Raw genomic sequence first — 15,810 nt, forward strand, 5'->3', positions numbered from 1 at the left:
TTTTATTACCCCTCATTCACTGTGATGTTTTTGCAGCAGAGAAACACCCTTTCGATGGAGTAGATAGATGATGAGTATCACATAGATAATAGCCATAACAGGCCAACTCATAGCAATACCAATTAATTCCCAAACTTGCCAAAATAACCAACTCAGAGCAACCCCTACAAATGCCATGGTCACCATACTCCAGACAACCAAACCATAAGCTCTCTGAGCATATAAACCAGCTTCAAGCACGGGGATTAGAGAAATAAATGCCAAGGACAGCCCTAACCAAAAGAATACTTGAGACGTCTGCTCAATAGAGGTAGCTTCAAAAGAACCATGTCCGTATAGCAAACGAATGATTTCTCCATGGGATACCACAATAAAAAGTACTGCAGGTAAGCTTACTAATAGAGTTTTGGTCAAGTTTTTGCGCAAAGCCGATCCCAACCGGGATTTATGCCCAGCTAAGTCATGCTCTGTCATGGCAGGCAAGCTGGTGGTAGCAATACTGACACCAATAATCGTTTGAGCAGCGGAGACGATCCGAATTGCAAAGTAGAATGTGGACACCCCGCCAACTGCTACTAAGGAAGGCAGCATCTGGCTCTTGACTAGATTAGATGCGAGCTTAATAACAAAACCAATAGTGGGTAAAGAACCTGCTTGCCACAGACGCAGGAGGTCATCTTTGCCAGCCCACGCCAACCATTGATGTTGGTGTCCCGCTTTAAAAGCATCTAGAAATACCAGCACAAAGAATCCACCAAATCCCAAGGTATAAGCGATCGCTATCCACAGAGCAATACTAGACTGTTGCCATGCCAACCCAATGGCAGCCACTACGAAACCTGGTGCGATCGCATTCCGCAGAGCTACCGCACTAAAGCGCCTTTGGCTGTTGAGGATCACACTAAAGACCGCAATCCCAGGAGCAAACAAAACCATTGGCGCACAGATCCGAAATAAAAACGTTGCTTGTGCTCTACCCTCTGGAGAAAATCCTGGGGCTAACCCAGTTATAATCAATGGCGCTATAATTTCCAACAGAACAGTTAGACTAACACCGAGTACTAAAGCTAAGTTGACAATGCCACTGACCAAGCGATGATATTCCCTGTGATTCAGAGCATCTCGACGCTCCATGAACATTGGAACCAAGCTTTGTCTGGTTCCCTCCCGGCTCACGGTATCAATTAGTCGCGGTAAGCTGAGGGCAACAATCAAGGCATCTGTGGTTTGACTAGTCCCCAGTTTCGCCGCCATCAAAATGTCCGCAACCCACGCCAGTAGCATACCGAAGAAGGTCAGAGACATCACTCGCAGCGTGGGAGATTTCCACCCTTTGATTATACGGTTGGATAGGTTCATCAGATTACTTACTGCCAACACCTGATTAAGGTAGCAGACTTGGGGTCTTTCTCTGTTAGTTTTCCGTGCTAGTAGTTTCCAACAATTAGATCCAAATTGTTGCTACGTTTAAATTCACTGGTTTAAGACTCAGGTTGAAGTACCGGAGGGGAATCTTTAGGAGCGTCTGTCTTAGAACTTGGTTTTTCCCAGGCCAGGATAACCAGGCCAGTTGTCATTAACAGGGAAAGCGCCACAGCTCCCAACATTACCGTTTTTTTGGTATTACCAACAGGTTCTTTCGGTAAGTTCGGCTCTACTAACAATTGCAGGGTTGGATAAGCAGTAGCATGATCCGATTTATTCAGGTTTAATTGAGCCGACTTCGCCGTAAATATAGCTTCAGAGATTTGCACCTCTCGCTCAAGCTCAGTCAGGGTTAACTGCTCCTGAATCAATGTCTGAAGTCTGGACTCTAGCTGAGCAATTTGTTCTGCCAAGGTGTTCACTTGACCGGTTAGTCCCTGCTGTTGAGCTCTCTGGTTGATTAACACTTGTGCCAGATTTGCTCGACCTGTCTGGGCATCTAAGCCTAAATTGAGATTATCCAAACGTTGAACATCCATCCCCTTGCCCAATAGCTGTTGGCTACGAGCAAGTAATGCCTCAAGCGCCGCTTGCTTCTTAGCTTTGAGATTAATCACCTGAGGGCTGTTTGGTGTCCATTGAGAATTTAGTATCGTTAGCTTAGCACTAATATCGCTATAGTTTTGCCAAAGTTTTTTAAACACTTCATCATCCTGAAGCATCAGAGCATCGGCTGCTTGGTCAGTTGACAACCTTAGGTTAGCTTCTAGCTGCCTTAATCCAGAGGTAGCCGCTTGCTGCTGAGCCAATAAATTAGCACGCTGCACTCGCAACCTTTCTACTTCTTCTGAAAGGTTATTGATTTGTTCAGAAATTTTGAGCAGTGACTTCTTTTTGAATTGAGACAGCTTTGTTTGGGCGTTTTTTAAGTTACTATTAGCAGAGTCTAAAGCTAGCAACGTCTTGTTATCCTGACGAGCTGATTCTTCTGCTCTTAAGTAATCAATCCGCTTGACTAAAGCTTGATAAAAAGCCTGAGTATTTCGCTGAGCGTCCGATGGGCTTTTGCCATCCGCTTCAAACTCTATGATAGTGGTACCTCTATCCAAATAAACCCTTGGCTTGGCAAACTCTTCAAAATCTTTGACTGAGGTATTAACAGCAGCAGCAGCTTCAGTTAATACGACGTCACTCATGGCGATATACTGGTAGTTTTGTCGTGGATCTACCTTTAAAAGATATCCGTAAGGAGATTTCTCACCTGGATTGGAGGAAGCTTGACCGACTCCAGGGAGTTGAACAGATCCTTGAGAACCCACACCAGGTATAATTGCTGCTGCCTTACTGGTGTAAGTTGGAGGGATTTGCTCGAGCACAAAAAAAGCTAAACCCAAAATAGCAGCATTGCTCAAAATCCCCAAACTTATGTAGGAAAACCATTTCAACCCATTGGGTCGAGAACGTTGGCGTGCTTCTGGTAGGGCTCGAATCGGAATTGAAGATTCTGTCATCTGTCTGTCATCAAAATAGATGCAGTCCACAAATTTACATTCAGACTAAATTATGAATATTTTGTGATTTTGACATCTCCCCCGGCTGAAGCACAGGGGATTCTACAAGGTTCCTACAAGGCAGGTTGAAACCGTGCCTTGTAGCTTCTCGTCCTATATGATCTTTTCATAGAGTTGAAAAGATCATACCGGTGCGGTAGTGTCAATGCTCCCCTACCCACCTTGGTCAGGTCAAGACCTAACTGTGTGGCTACTTTTCTAGCTATATTTGCAGCACCGTTACAATCGGCATTAATTAGCCAACCATTAGAAGTTTTGTACAGACCACGCCTAACTCGTTTGCCCGACGGTTTCCATCCTTTGGGTTTTTCGCCGTGTCTTGGGAGGCTGTCGGAGTCAAGATAAGACGCTTTGCTGGTGTACGCTTCCTCGGTAATTGTTAGCTTAATTCCATACTCAGGACAAAGCTGTTTCAGTCGTTCAATCAGTCTTTTTGTTGGAATGACCACAAAATTCTGATTACCCCGTTTCCCCATGCTTGAGGAATCTTTCTGTCCTTCGTTCCAACCAATGACGAGGTTTCCAACGCAATCGCTCAGGCACCGATTAATAATAAAACGGGCGGCTTTGTTGATCGCATCCCTGATTTGATTGTTTCTTCTGCGTTGGACACGATCTAAGTTTGAATCCCAGTATAATTCAGGCTTTCCAGCTTTATATTTGGCAACCAACCTGGCATAAGCCTGATTCAGAGACTTGAGCTTTCTGCCATCAATAATCAGGCTTCTCCCATGGGTTGAAACTCCGGTTAACCAGTTGTCCCCGCCGTGATCAAAACTCCATGCTTGGAAATAGTCTAGATTGGGATTATTTTCCACCGGTTGTTTTCCATCATCAATTACCCAATCGATCCATAATTGGCCTAGATACGGGCGAATAGTAACCTGTTTGACCCAATCTGGATCTATGAACCCTGGAGGTTCTAAGGCGATCTCAGTAAGCAGTTCAGGTCTACTTTCCTTGCTGATCGACGGGTAAAACAAACCGTTCTTATAGTTGAGCGCTTGTCTGGGAAAAGTGACGGCAGCTAGCCCGCCTTTCTTGCGGTACCTAAGCAGTTTTGGTCTATCGACTTGGCCTTTGTAGTAAAGGCTGACTAATTGGTTATAGCTAGTGATTGACTCGGCTACAGTTTTAAGAGTTTGTTGTGCTGACTGAGCCGCCATTGCCTTGTAATGAGGGTTGTCTTTCAAGCTGTTGCATAGCTCAGCATACTTGAGGGCGCACTTGTAAGTCTTCCAACCATAGCGCAGTTCATCCCCCCGCCAGTAAGTTGTAAATGCCTCTGGTTGCTGTTTCAACCAACTATAATGCTTCTGTTTGGAGTAATAGACTGCACAATTTATCAAGCTATTCGCTTGCTCACACTGAAATAGCCAGAAAGCATTTTCTTCGTCTGAAAACGTTGCTTTTACTGGAATTGTTTTGTACATCTTACTATCACCTCCCTCTCTTTATTATAACCTATTGGAATAGATACGGCGGGGTAAACCCCGTCCCGGGAGTTTCATCCCGGAGACGAAACCGTAAACCCTTTTGAAAAGGGAGGCTCTCACGTTCCCAGTATTTTTGGTAGTTCAGATCCCATGCTTTTAAACGATGGCGACCAATGGCATAAATCCTTTAGCTGCCATTTATTATAGAACTAGATGACAGAACTAGATGACGCACACAATAGTTTTTTGCCCATTAATTAAAATAACACCCCCATAGGACTACAGATCCAGATGGGGTTAGCCAAGACCAACTAACAACGGCGTAGCCTAATTGAGCTTAAGATTGACAATCTCAATCAGTTTTGATCAATTTTCAACCTACCCTACAAGGGACGCCAAGCCTTAACAACCTACCCTATGGGAACGCTAAGGGCGAACAACCCACAACCTTCAACCTTCAACCTTCAACCTTCAACCTTCAACCTTTAACCTTTAAACTTCAACCTTTAACCCCCAACCTCCAACCTCCAACCTCAAACTTTAAACCTTCAACCCCGCAACTCCCGAGAACGCTGATAAGACCCCAAAACCGCTTCAATCAAAGCCGAGCGAAAACCAGCCTTCTCCAACTTAGCGATCGCAGCAATTGTCGTTCCCCCAGGACTAGTAACCTGATCCTTCAATTGAGCTGGATGTATTTGAGTTTCCTTTAACAGCTGGGCTGTCCCCAATACTGTAGACTGTGCCAACTGCAATGCGATCGCTCTGGGTAATCCAGCTGCCACGCCCCCATCTGCTAGGGCTTCCACCAAAATCGCCACATAAGCTGGGCCTGACCCAGATAAACCGGTCACCGCATCCATCAGGTGTTCCGGAATCTCGACTACTTCACCAACAGCCCTAAAAATTGTCTTTGCTCGCTCCATTTGATCAGGCGAAACCCATTTTCCAGCAGCTAGTGCTGTGATTCCCGCCCCAACTGTTGCAGGAGTATTAGGCATTGCCCGGATCACTGACTGGGATGGAAAAGCGGTTTCCAGTCGTTCCAGAGGCACTCCAGCTAGAATTGAAATCACCATTGGCAACGTTCCTAAGCTGTGACCGTTGTCACCTCTACCCATTGCCAGTTCTGCCGCTACCGCTTCAAATACCTGAGGTTTAATTGCCAGTAACAAAACCTCTGATGCTGCCGCTGCCGCTTGGTTATTGGCAGTGACCCTTATCCCGTATTTTTGCGCCAAACCATCACGGCGCTGCTCCAGCAGCTCACTCACCAAGACCTGATCAGGCTGGTAAAGTTGTTGGGCAAGTAGACGGGATAGGAGGGCTTCTCCCATGACACCGCCACCAATTATGCCAAGTTTTATAGGCAACCCAACACCTCTCTTTTCAAATATTAATGTTATTCTTGAACACTAGACACTTGTCAAGTCCTGACTCTTACTGAGCCATCTGATCTGGCTCAGAACCCCAGGCTGGTGACGGAGCTGTCTGACGGGAAGGAGGGGCCTGGGGAGTAGGTATCTCATGAATCACACCAGACTGAGTACTTACCTGAACACAGCTTGGTGTGAACAAGAAAATACTTTCACCAATACGCTCTTGATGACCATCAATAGCGTAAGTCCCACCAGCCACAAAGTCCACCGCTCGTTGTGCTTGGTCTGGATCCATGATGGTCAGGTTTAAGACCACCGACTTCCGTTCCCGCAGTGCCTGAATCACTTGGGGCATTTCTTCAAAGGAACGAGGTTCAATCACTGCCACTTCTGAAATGCCATTGACTGCTCCAGGCATGCCAATCACATTATTGATGGGAGATGGCCCTACGCCTGCTTCTGATACCGTTGTCCGCTCCCGAGAACGACGTCTGGTTGGACGTTCCTCCTCTGATGGCGGTTGCACCGGTTGCTCTTGTGGGTAGGGAGTTGGGTAGGCATCCCCCTCCATGTCTTCATATTCGTATTCGTATTCCACTGGCTCATTCAGACCGACGAAATCGCGCAGCTTATTAAAAATACCGCTCATAGTCAACTCTCCATCACAACTTTAGTGTAAGCTTCTGCAAAACCGATAATCGACCTTCTCTAGGGCAGCAGTCTTGAGTAGATGCTTAGACTAGAACGTAAACAGTCTAACTTACCCCATAAGCTTACTTAATAATTTTCACCCTTGAGAACACCACAAGGTTATCAATATAGAATATATATCTGCCTTCTGCTCGGGGTGTAGTTGTCGAAACCAACACTTAGCAAAAGGTTATGCCATTATATATAAGAGGGCAATATTGATGATGGATGTGGTTGGGTATATACTACCCCATTACAAGGCTCTAGCCATAACCTAATTTCAGAAAACCCTCACAATCATCGTTTATACCTACTTCTGGCGGTAATATCAGCCCATTCACCTTGTCCGGCTCCAAGGAGTCTCCCAATTAACCCGAACGGGTTTCCTAATGGAACTTATTGGAAGGTTTGCTGATGGATAATCCGAAGCTGCTCATAGTCAGCCGATGAACCACTGCGCCTAAGTAAGCGAAGGCGATTTTCTACCAACAGCCGAGCCTCAGAACGACTGATTGGCTCAAAGGCAATACCATTGGTGGTACTTTTCACCAAAAAGAAAAGTCTGTGGGCATAGATCGTAGTGAACAACTCTTGTTGTTCTTCAACAATGCAAACTCGAAACAGTAGACCAAAATTGGGGTGATTGAGGTAGTTTTCAGAACTCATCAAAATCCATATTAGGCGGGACTTGAGCACCGAACTATCTGGTAATGGTCAAATAAGTCATTTCCATGACTTACTTTCCCTTAGTCAGGTTAGTGATATTGTGCCAGGGGTGTAAGCATTCAGCTATCAGTCTTGAGCCTTGGCCTATGGCCACGCATCGCGTATTGCTCACGCTACTTGAGGTGCCGTCAGCTAATCAACGGTCGGTAGTAAACCAGCATCGGGGGTGCTGGTACGGCTGGTTTAAAATCCCTGCTCGTTTTACTGATCCGACCCCGTGCAGTTAAAGCGCCTGCTAGCACCTCTAGTAGCGATGCAGTGGCCTCACGGGGAGGCAGTGCCGCCAAAGGGGGTTACCACGGGGCTTTCAAGGTGCGGACGCAGGTGACCCACGCAGCCCCTCCCGATGAGCAACTGCCGTGGTTTCCCCCACTCGCGCTTTGCATCAAGACAGCGTAGGCGTAGCGCATTAGCTAATAGCACCTCAAGTAGCGTGGGCGTAGCGCATTAGCTGATAGCTGATAGCTGACGGCTGAATGCTTACCCAGGGGTTTGGTTCGTTAGTTAATCTAGGTAAGACTAGGAGTCAGCAAGACCCTAACAATTCCTAAAGACTTTAACCAAGTTATAGAGATAATAGCTTGATTGGTGGATTATAGTTCGCCAGGGAGAACAATTAGGGGATTGGGTCATATTGTTTCTGACGGCATTAGAATTGCAAGATAATCCTAATCGGATCTTACTTACCAAGTCTACCCAAATCTCCACAATCCAAATCTCCCCTACCTTGGTTGAACTCCTCAATACCGATACCAACCGATTGGAGATCGACTGAGGATTTAGAAGAAGCCCATAGGGGAAGAGGATGGGGAGCAAAAAAAATACACTAATAGTTTTGGCAATAGTTTTGGCTGTGACTTCGTGAAATTTTAATAAAGATTGCTCAGAAGTCCACATGTTTCAAAAATTCTAGGTCGATAATGGTTCTATAAGCTAATGATTTCCCTAGTAATTAGCAGACTAAACTATCCGGATTAACGAGTCTAATGACTGAAAACTGGAGTGAACAAGAGACAAAAACTATCAGTAGAGGTGCATCCAGATAATAAATGATTAGGCGTTTTCAGGATGTTATTGATTAAGGGTAAGCATTTTCCTAATAGCCTAATCTCGACCCTGCAATGTTTGTAGGGTCATTATTATGAATTGATAGTGATTTTACAATGCCCGTTAGTTTGTCTTAATTGCTGGGCATCTTAGTGAGTAAGTCCTGGTAAATTGGTCACTCAATTTGGTCACTCAATTTGGATAGTAGGCTGACACACTGGGCTGTTAGTCTGTGAACTTCAATCGATAAATCTTTGAGGAGTAAAGTAGAAACATCATGTTTGACTGCATAATCGTTGGTGCGGGACCGGCTGGTGGAACTGCTGCTTATCACCTGGCTAAAGGTGGAAAGTCTGTGGTGGTTCTAGAAAAAGAATCCTTACCCCGGTACAAGGCTTGTAGTGGGGCGGTTTCCCCACAAGTGCAACAGTGGTTTGATTTCGACTTTACACCTGCCATATCTCTGAAAGCTGAGAGTGTACGCTACACCTGGAAAATGGATGACCCAGTAGAAGTGAAACTGGACACTCAAGAACCGGTTTGGATGGTGCAACGGGATGTTTTCGATCACTATCTCATCCAACAAGCCCAAAAACAAGGTGCTGAAATTCGAGATAATACAGCAGTTACAGGGGTGGAGTTTAAGGGAGACCACTGGCAGGTCAACACTGTCAATGGGACTGTTGAAGGTCGCTACGTGATTGCAGCTGACGGTGCTACTGGACCGATGGCAAAATGGTTGGGATTCAAAGAACGTAAGTCACGTCTGGCATTAGCCCTAGAGGTGCCCAAATCGGAAACCAATAGTACCGAGATCCATTTTGACTTTGGTCAGGTCAAAAATGGCTTTATCTGGAATATTCCTAAAGCCGAAGGCTACTCCATTGGTCTTGGCTCCTTACGGGGTGGTGACCTGAAAGACATCGAAAAGATAGTCAAAGGTTATGCGGAGAAATCCGGCTTAGACCTGAGTAGCTGTAAACAGCACGAAGGTGCCATCTGCGTCTGGGAACGTGAGGAGAAGCTGCATACACAAAATGCTGTATTAGCTGGGGAAGCTGCTTGTGTGGTGGATCCCATGACTGCTGAGGGAATTCGACCCTCCATGTTCAGTGGCATGAAAGCAGCTGAGGCCATTCAACAAGCTTTGGCAGGTCAAGCCGATGCCTTAGAAAACTATACCCAGGTGATGCAGCAAGAACGGGGAACTGATATGAGTTGGGCTGCTAAGCTCGCTGGTGCGTTCTACAGCTTTCCCGGAATTGGGTACAAAGTCGGCGTTAAAAAACCCGTTGCTACTCAAATCATGCTCAACATTCTGTGTGGGCAATTACGCTACTCCGAAGTAGTAAATCGTGCCATGAAGCGCTTGAACCCATTAAGCGGGGGATAATGGTGATAGGATAATTAATTTTGTCTGGTATCTTATCACATAAATAGTTGGGGTTGTTGAGGGTGGACACTTGACTGTCAACCCTCAACCCTCAACAGATAATACCATTAATGTCGGGTAAAAATGACCATACTTGACCCCACCACAGGACTACGGGCAAGTAACGTTCCCTCTAAGTCAGTAATTTCCAACTTGTTAAAGTCTAATTGTTGAGACTGACTCAGCATCCTTTGAGCTAAGGTATTCTGCTGAGCATCGTTGAGTTGGTACCACTCATCACTGACCTTGACCAAGAGCATACTTCTGAGAAAGTTCGCCTCAATTGCTTGAATCAGGTCATTACCGTACTGAGCGGTAATAGCCGCAATTTGATTTTGAATTGCGACAATCAGGCTTTGTTCAGGAGTTAACTCTGGTGTGGGTATGGGTTCCGATTCCACAAATTTTGATTCCTGAGGAACTTCCAAATTTTGTGGAGAATTAATGGTATCAGCAGGAACTTGTGCCACCTGTGCTGGTGTCTTTGGTAGAAGCGCTAGTGTTGTCCATAGAATGACTACTACTACGCTTGCGATCGCACCAGTCAACATCCAATCAGACAGTTTTTCATTCCAAGCTGCCGGTAGCAAGGAGCGGACTTTTTTTAAGGTGCCATCCCACAACCGGCCAAGAGTACTAAGAATCGGCAGCAAGCGATTCATTAATCCAGACTTAGGCTGAGAAGACGATAACTTTCCCTTGCCAGTGGTCTGAGGCGATTGACTTGTTGTTTCCAAGCTGTCTTTGGATTTATCTGTCACTGATGGTGTCGGCGGCGTTTGCATTGGTTGATCATTTGCCGCTTCTGGCTGCTGTTTTTGCTCTTCTGACATTGTACTTCCTCCCAGGCAGCGCCATTTTTTGATTCAATCGATTGACACTCCTCCCTACTCACTATATGCGGACCAACATGTGTAGGTACTGACACAGACTTCTTGACCATTTTCCCACAAAGAACGAGCATTCTTGACTGGGGTAGTGCGGGGGGACAGCAACTGTTGTTTTCCTTTACTGCCGTGCTATATCCTCTAGCCTATTAGGAATTTAGATAAGATTTCCTAATCGAGCAATGGTCAACTTGCTTACCAGAAATGCAATGTTCTATCACTACCTATTTATCACTACCCTCATAATGTTAATGGGAAATTGAACAGGTATTATACCCACTCAATTTCCCAGTATCAAAGCTCAGTCTTCAAGGTAGGAGGGCGGAGATATTCGTGATTCCGTTATACCGCAGCAAAGTAAACCTTTGATTTAACAGGGTCAGGGTTCATAGTTTTGTCACCTGGTTGCCAGCCTGCTGGGCAAACTTCATCGGGATGAGCTTGAACGTATTGAATCGCTTTCAAGGTACGCAGGGTTTCGTCAACGCTACGACCAAAGGAGAGGTTATTGACAGTAGCATGCTGGATTATGCCCTCCTTGTCCATGATGAATAAACCACGTAAGGCAATACCAGCTTCCGGGTCAAGAACGTTGTAATCTGTGCTGATGTCTTTTTTGATATCAGAAACCAGAGGATAAGCTAGATCGCCTACACCTCCATCCTTGCGGTCAGTCTGAATCCAAGCCAGGTGAGAGAATTCACTGTCAACAGAGACGCCAAGGACTTCGGTGCCTAGTTCTTTGAATTCTTCAAAGCGATCGCTAAATGCAGTAATTTCAGTAGGGCAAACAAATGTGAAGTCTAGGGGATAGAAAAACAGAACGACGTATTTACCACGATAGTCAGACAGTTTAATTGTCTTGAACTCTTGCTCGAATACAGCAGTGGCCGTGAAGTCGGGAGCCAGTTGGCCTACCCGGAGACATCCTTCTGTCGTAGTCATGTCGTTATTCTCCTTATAGTGTCTAGGGTGTCAGTTGGCTACAGATTGCTGATCAAGTGGTGGTCACCTCAAACCTTGCTACCCATACTATTTCTCAAAGTGCTGGCTAAAAAGATACATCTTGAGAGGGAGTTCATGGATAAGAAAATGATCTAACCAATATCCCATGTCCATGCCGAGACCATGACATGATCTGTAACCTACCACACAAATGGTATCAAATCTAATTGATTATTTACGAACCTTTACAATTAGATCATAGTCATAACGATTTTGATTAGTAGGCTTTCCTTCAGGTGCGACCCGTGGCGAATTTAATTCTTAATGGTAAGAGCGCATATAAGTATCCAGTATTAGGAAATATTTGATGGAGCTTTATCGTTGATCCTTCCCAATTACTCTTTTACACTTTATTCTTCATGCTTTATAATTTACTCCTAACCCTTCATGCTTCAAGAATACTCAATTCCAACAGGGTTACCTCCCAAACCAATCGCGGCTGAGCATAACTGAGCAGGTATCGCCGAGCTTGCTCTAGCTTTTTAATCATCTCTGGTTGAGTGTGTGATTGCCAGTAGCAGTGTTGTAAATACTTCACTAACCAAAGCTGAGTGTGGGTATCCAGGTTGTTGTCAATTTCCTTTGCCAGTGCTAATGCTTGACGGGATGTGTGGGGTAACTGGGTAAGTTGGGTGAGTAAGTTTGGGGGCATGGCTTTGAGTTGCTCAAAAGCAGCGATCGCTTCCCCCGGACTTCCCTGGGCAATGGCGAGTACTGATGGTTCCTGTAAAATTTGTTCATGACCGGTTTGCCGCAGCACTGTTGTCATAGTTTCGGGCCCCAGCCGAGAAAATGGAATCCGCTGACAGCGAGACACTAGGGTCGGCAACAAAGATTCAGTGTTAGGTGCGATCACTATCAACGTAGCGTTTCCCGGTTCTTCGAGAGTCTTCAGCAAACCATTGGCTGCTGGCTCTGCCATAGTTTCTGCCTGCTCTAGTACCACTACCTTGCGTGATGCTTCTAGAGGAGAATTACTCAGAAACCGAGCAATTTCCCGAATTTGTTCCAACCGAATTTGGGGGGGTGCCTGACGCTGAATTCCTTTTTGGACAGCCTCTGTAGCAGACACCAGTGTACCATTGTGGAGATAGGTTGGCTCTAGCCACAATACATCCGGGTGATTGCCCTGAATAAGTCGTTTTTTAATTGAGACTTGCCCATCAGCGGGGATACCTTGACAAAACAACTGTTCAATAAAAGCCCGTGCTACCAGACTCCGCCCCACCCCAGATGGACCAGCAAACAGGTAGGCAGGGGCAATGCGGTTAGTTGTAATTGCTCCGTGCAATAATGCGATCGCTTGGTCTTGCCCTAGGATAAAATCGAACGCTCCTGGAACCATGTTCTCAACCGTTCACCCAAAATCTTCTGAATGGCATTATGCACCTCCTCCTCACTGTAGCTAGCATCTACCCGAACAATCCGATCGGGATTTTGTTGATACAACTCCTGAAATCCCTGCTGCACTCGTCGGTGAAATGCTAAGTCAGCTTGCTCCATGCGGTCAACGGTTCCCCGCTGTCGCGCCCGTTCCAGACCAATTTCGACATCAATATCTAGCCACAGGGTGAGGTCACTTTCCAGTCCACCGGTAGCAATTTGATTAAGCTCCTCGATCAATTTCAAGTCAATACCTCGGCCATAACCCTGGTAGGCAATTGTGGAATCCGTGTAGCGATCGCATAAAATAATTGCTCCGTTGACCAACTGTGGCTTAATCAACTCTTCAACATGTTCAGCCCGATCAGCAGCATAGAGTAAAAGTTCAGCCCGAGGGTGAATAGGTGAGGAATCTCTATCTAGTAGCAGTTGGCGAACCTTAGCGCCTAATAATGTTCCCCCCGGTTCTCTTGTGACTACAACGGGCATGGTTTGATCCAAAGTACCTAGACAGTCTTGTAAGCCACCAGCTCGAAGCCAATTTGAGCATCGCTGCAGTTGGGTAGTTTTACCACCGCCTTCCACTCCCTCGAAAACAATTAGCTTACCGCTCAAGCCTACCTCCTTTACTACTCATGGCGCTAATGTTTGATAGCCTACAGCTTAAACAATGGCTTGAACAAGCTCAGGCATTCAGCGGTTCCAATTAGCTTGGCGATCAATCACGCCTCCTTAAGCTGTGCTAATAAATACTGACGATATAAATCACAACTTGGCATGACGTGATTTCCGTCAAAGATGATCAAACCTAGATTCTTTAATCTATTGATTAAGATTGAATCTAACTCAACACCTCTATCGGTTTGAATCACCTTGTTGAAGAAAGTGGCTAACTCAGGATTTTGCCTAAGTCTAGTTAATTTTAGCAGCAGATGATCCCTATAAATTCCCTCTCGGGTAGGTGCTTGATCAAGAAGTTGTTCTAGGCTAAGGTTTTGACAAGCCAAGTGATAGAGAGCAAGCTGCACTAATTTCGGATGTCCCCCCACCATAGCCATTAATTTCTCCCTAGCTTGACCTCTAAACCAATCGAGTCCATAAAGCTGGGCTAACTGCTGAATTTGTTGAAGGTTAAACTGGGGTAATTCAATGGGCAATCCTAAATTCGATAAATAGTCAGCTATTTTAACAGGAATATCAACTTCTGTGGAGTAAGCAAGCACAAGCCGCAGCTTTTGCCAAGGTGTGACGTGTTTGGCAGCCTCAGACCAAGATCGCAACAGAATAAAAAAGTCAAGAGCTGTTTGCCTATGCTCAAGGAGCAAATTCACTTCATCCATCGCCAAAACTAGGGGCTGTTCAAGGGACTCTAAGATATGTCCTTGAAAAAAAGAGCTACAGCTTGCTTTGCTGCCGATGTCCTCATGCCAATACTCATCCAATTGCTTGGCAAGCACCAGTTGATTACATAGATTAGCACACAACCAACGTAATAACCGATCTAAATTACTTAAAATCGCTCTTTCTGCTTGGGCAAAATTAATCCATACTGTTCCGTAACCTAGGGATTTTGCCCGGTCTACTATCCGCAGCATCAAAGAGGTTTTACCGGTCTCTTTCGGGGATCTAATCAGGATTAGACTTCCGAGTTGTTCAATGGCTTGGTAAGCCATTTCTTCGACAACGGGACGTTTAATGTAAAACGCTGATGATAGGGGGACTACTCCAATGGGAAAGGTTGGGCATTGGCTCAAGGATTGGTAATATTGCTCGATTAGCTCTTGCTGTAAGGGACTCAGAGGAATGCTAGCTAAAACTGGTTTGAAGTTGCCCTTGGTGATTGGTTTGCCAAAAATCTTGCTGAGCAATAGCCATAACTTAGAAGCGATTCTCCTGAGATATTCACTACCGTAGTGTATCTCCTCCGCCATCTCGGCATAGGTTTTTTCTTCCCAGGCTTGGTACAGAATCCATTCCTGAAGGGAAGTCAATTTAGTGTACCCCATAACTGTGAGTACATCTATGAGCTGATCTACTGTCATCGCCTTACTCTGTGCACCTTTTGCTGATGGTCTTGAGTCAGAGATGACCAAAACCAAGGAAGATCAATTGTTTGAATAATTATAAGGAATATAGAGTGTTGATCATACCGATGAGGTACATTCAATTTTATTACCCCCTTGCGCGCGGGGATTCCTACTCCCTACTGCCTACTCCCTACTCCCTAAAACCCAGGACGAAAGTACCTCACCCAATTGAAAACTGCTATAGAATTTCCCAATGAATTGTAAACAAGTATTACAGTTTTTTCGATTCCCAAAAATCTTTATATACTTGATTAGCTCTTGCCTCTTGCCCGCCCCCCTTACTAAGGGGGGTTAGGGGGGATTCCTCTTGCCTTTCCCTAAGCAATTAGGTTTACAACTCCAATGGAAATTCTCTAGTTAAGTGTCACACAGGCTTTTAGGGATCAGTAAGCTGATCAGATCAGGTAGCTTGATTCCAGTATGGCACGGAATGGATAGTTAGGTTCCACGATAGTCAATTAGTTACATTGAACACTTGACAAATTAACTAAATTAAGTTTTAATATACAATTAAAATAATTTTTGGGCAAATTTTTCCGTCAAATTTCGGGTTAATTGATAATAGTCTCAATAAAGCGGTAGATTAGTGGGCTAAATGCCCAGCAGATAGCCGCCACGATGTAGCCAAATCTTATAAGACATTGGCTACAGCTTTTTATTGGGTTTTTATTGACAGTGCAAGGTCACATTTGTAATGATTCCTTTGGGATATAGAATTATGGGTGTATCACAGTCTAGATGC

General features: G+C 45.2%; 12 protein-coding genes. 1 reads left to right on the forward strand and 11 read right to left on the reverse strand.

The window, feature by feature from the left end; all coding sequences use genetic code 11:
• Positions 1 to 12: 12 nt before the first annotated feature.
• From murJ to pipX, 6 genes are all read right to left on the reverse strand, one after another.
• Positions 13 to 1,359, reverse strand: a complete 1,347-nt coding sequence (gene murJ / locus F6K64_RS03460; protein WP_287264853.1) for a murein biosynthesis integral membrane protein MurJ — start codon at positions 1,357 to 1,359, stop codon at positions 13 to 15.
• Positions 1,360 to 1,481: 122 nt separating this feature from the next.
• Positions 1,482 to 2,936 carry a GumC family protein gene (locus F6K64_RS03465; RefSeq protein WP_008187713.1) on the reverse strand — a complete coding sequence of 485 codons (1,455 nt, stop codon included), beginning with the start codon at positions 2,934 to 2,936 and terminating at the stop codon, positions 1,482 to 1,484.
• Positions 2,937 to 3,049: 113 nt separating this feature from the next.
• The gene (locus F6K64_RS03470; RefSeq protein ID WP_008187714.1) at positions 3,050 to 4,429 is read right to left on the reverse strand and encodes an RNA-guided endonuclease InsQ/TnpB family protein; all 1,380 of its coding nucleotides are present in this window, start codon (positions 4,427 to 4,429) and stop codon (positions 3,050 to 3,052) included.
• Between the two features lie 551 nt (positions 4,430 to 4,980).
• The gene (gene proC, locus F6K64_RS03475; RefSeq protein ID WP_071986918.1) at positions 4,981 to 5,805 is read right to left on the reverse strand and encodes a pyrroline-5-carboxylate reductase; all 825 of its coding nucleotides are present in this window, start codon (positions 5,803 to 5,805) and stop codon (positions 4,981 to 4,983) included.
• A gap of 67 nt (positions 5,806 to 5,872) precedes the next feature.
• Positions 5,873 to 6,460, reverse strand: a complete 588-nt coding sequence (locus F6K64_RS03480; protein WP_287248583.1) for a cell division protein SepF — start codon at positions 6,458 to 6,460, stop codon at positions 5,873 to 5,875.
• A 437-nt stretch (positions 6,461 to 6,897) separates the two neighbouring features.
• A complete protein-coding gene (gene pipX, locus F6K64_RS03485) occupies positions 6,898 to 7,167 on the reverse strand; it encodes a transcriptional coactivator PipX (RefSeq protein ID WP_008186718.1) in 270 nt (89 codons plus the stop codon).
• Positions 7,168 to 8,551: 1,384 nt separating this feature from the next.
• Here pipX and F6K64_RS03490 point away from each other — a divergent pair.
• Entirely contained in the window at positions 8,552 to 9,667 is a 1,116-nt protein-coding gene (locus F6K64_RS03490; protein WP_008186716.1) for a geranylgeranyl reductase family protein, read from the forward strand.
• Positions 9,668 to 9,774: 107 nt separating this feature from the next.
• Here the strand turns inward: F6K64_RS03490 and F6K64_RS03495 are convergent, their stop codons facing one another.
• The 5 genes from F6K64_RS03495 to F6K64_RS03515 form a co-directional block, all read right to left on the reverse strand.
• Positions 9,775 to 10,539: a hypothetical protein gene (locus F6K64_RS03495; protein ID WP_071104782.1), complete on the reverse strand. Its 765-nt coding sequence runs from the start codon at positions 10,537 to 10,539 to the stop codon at positions 9,775 to 9,777.
• A 396-nt stretch (positions 10,540 to 10,935) separates the two neighbouring features.
• The gene (locus F6K64_RS03500; RefSeq protein WP_008186710.1) at positions 10,936 to 11,538 is read right to left on the reverse strand and encodes a peroxiredoxin; all 603 of its coding nucleotides are present in this window, start codon (positions 11,536 to 11,538) and stop codon (positions 10,936 to 10,938) included.
• Positions 11,539 to 11,983: 445 nt separating this feature from the next.
• Entirely contained in the window at positions 11,984 to 12,943 is a 960-nt protein-coding gene (gene holB, locus F6K64_RS03505; protein ID WP_287247662.1) for a DNA polymerase III subunit delta', read from the reverse strand.
• Positions 12,913 to 13,596 (reverse strand): dTMP kinase, encoded by a 684-nt coding sequence (tmk, locus tag F6K64_RS03510; protein WP_287247664.1) that lies wholly within the window; start codon positions 13,594 to 13,596, stop codon positions 12,913 to 12,915. The genes holB and tmk overlap by 31 nt, the downstream gene beginning before the upstream one ends.
• A gap of 107 nt (positions 13,597 to 13,703) precedes the next feature.
• Positions 13,704 to 14,987 (reverse strand): AAA-like domain-containing protein, encoded by a 1,284-nt coding sequence (locus tag F6K64_RS03515; protein WP_287264855.1) that lies wholly within the window; start codon positions 14,985 to 14,987, stop codon positions 13,704 to 13,706.
• Between the last annotated feature and the right edge of the window lie 823 nt (positions 14,988 to 15,810).

This window comes from Moorena sp. SIO3A2 (assembly GCF_010672265.1).
Classification (GTDB): Bacteria; Cyanobacteriota; Cyanobacteriia; order Cyanobacteriales; family Coleofasciculaceae; genus Moorena; species Moorena producens.